This is a genomic window from Nitratireductor rhodophyticola, from assembly GCF_019891355.1.
Taxonomy (GTDB): domain Bacteria; phylum Pseudomonadota; class Alphaproteobacteria; order Rhizobiales; family Rhizobiaceae; genus Nitratireductor; species Nitratireductor rhodophyticola.
In genome coordinates this window covers 1-1,173 of record NZ_JAHSSF010000013.1, presented here as the reverse complement: position 1 = coordinate 1,173, position 1,173 = coordinate 1, and the positions used below count along the sequence as shown (strand labels likewise).

Annotated in this window: 1 protein-coding gene and 2 pseudogenes; 1 reads left to right on the top strand and 2 read right to left on the bottom strand. The window is 54.1% G+C overall.

Features of this window, described 5'->3' with window-relative positions; translation table 11 throughout:
* Nucleotides 1-118: pseudogene (locus tag KUG85_RS21030) on the bottom strand (IS6 family transposase); the annotation flags it as partial.
* 170 nt (nt 119-288) lie between these two features.
* Between KUG85_RS21030 and wrbA the strand changes: the two are divergent.
* Nucleotides 289-885 carry an NAD(P)H:quinone oxidoreductase type IV gene (gene wrbA / locus KUG85_RS21025; RefSeq protein ID WP_009453050.1) on the top strand — a complete coding sequence of 199 codons (597 nt, stop codon included), beginning with the start codon at nt 289-291 and terminating at the stop codon, nt 883-885.
* Nucleotides 886-934: 49 nt separating this feature from the next.
* Here the strand turns inward: wrbA and KUG85_RS21190 are convergent.
* Nucleotides 935-1,051 (bottom strand): annotated as a pseudogene (locus KUG85_RS21190) (IS5 family transposase); the annotation flags it as partial.
* Between the last annotated feature and the right edge of the window lie 122 nt (nt 1,052-1,173).

Below are 1,173 nucleotides of genomic sequence, written 5' to 3'. Positions count from 1 at the left end.
GATCCTCGACATCGGCCGTGCTGAGTGCAAACCGATGGTAAGCCCAGACGGCGTAGGAGATGATCTCGCGAGGAAAACGAAAGCCCTTCAGGCGCGGCATTGTTGGTGGAGTTCTCATAATGATCGCCTATCCCCACGCAAAGCCGTAATCAACTTGGCAATCCCGGCAATACCCTTGAGAGGCCTTGGAGAAAGATTGAACGGTGTGTCAACATATGGATGACTAGCAGTTGTTACAGTATCCTGTATGCACTTCACCGTAGGATGAATTTTTGACACGGAGATCAAATGCCTAAAGTTCTAGTTCTGTATTATTCCGCATACGGCCACATCGAAACGATGGCAAACGCTGTCGCTGAAGGCATTCGTTCAGCAGGTGTTGAAGCTGTCGTCAAAAGGGTCCCAGAACTTGTTCCTGAAAACGTCGCGAAGGCATCCAACTTCAAACTCGATCAGCAGGCACCAATCGCAAGTGTCGACGAACTTACCGAGTATGACGCCATTATCGTTGGCGCGGGAACGCGGTTCGGAACCGTCGCTTCCCAGATGCGCAATTTTTGGGATCAGACCGGTAGCCTATGGGCGCAGGGCAAGCTCGTTGGTAAGGTTGGTTCCGTCTTCACTTCTTCGGCGACGCAGCATGGTGGCCAAGAATCCACCATACTCGGCTTCATCCCAACACTGCTCCACCACGGTATGGCAGTTGTGGGCCTACCCTACGCGTTCCAAGGTCAAATGGGCGTTGACGAGGTCAAGGGTGGTTCACCTTACGGAGCTTCCACAATCACTGACGCTGATGGTTCTCGCATGCCGTCAGAAGTTGAGGTGGAAGCCGCCAAATTCCAGGGCGCACATGTTGCGAAAATCGCAGCGAAGCTTGCCTAATTCCATTCCCGGAAGAGCGAAAGGAGTGGACTAGCTATCCCTTTCGCTTCTAGCGCTCGTGGACAAAGGGTATCCATAGTTTGACTGCTGCGAGGGTGACGAAGCCGAGGTAGGATTCTTTGGTCTTGTCATAGCGGGTCGCAACGCGCCGCCAGTTCTTGAGCTGGCGATGTCACATAAACCTGAGCATGGACGCACCGGGCCCTGCGGCGGCTCGATCAGGTGCCGATGGTTACAGCGTTCCATTCGGCCATGGCACGCAGGCGATGAGTGCGAATGCCGAGAGCG

What these genes read in the sequence shown, in the direction of transcription:
- wrbA (WP_009453050.1), top strand. Translation starts at nt 289, where the DNA reads ATGCCTAAAGTTCTAGTTCTGTATTATTCCGCATACGGCCACATCGAA.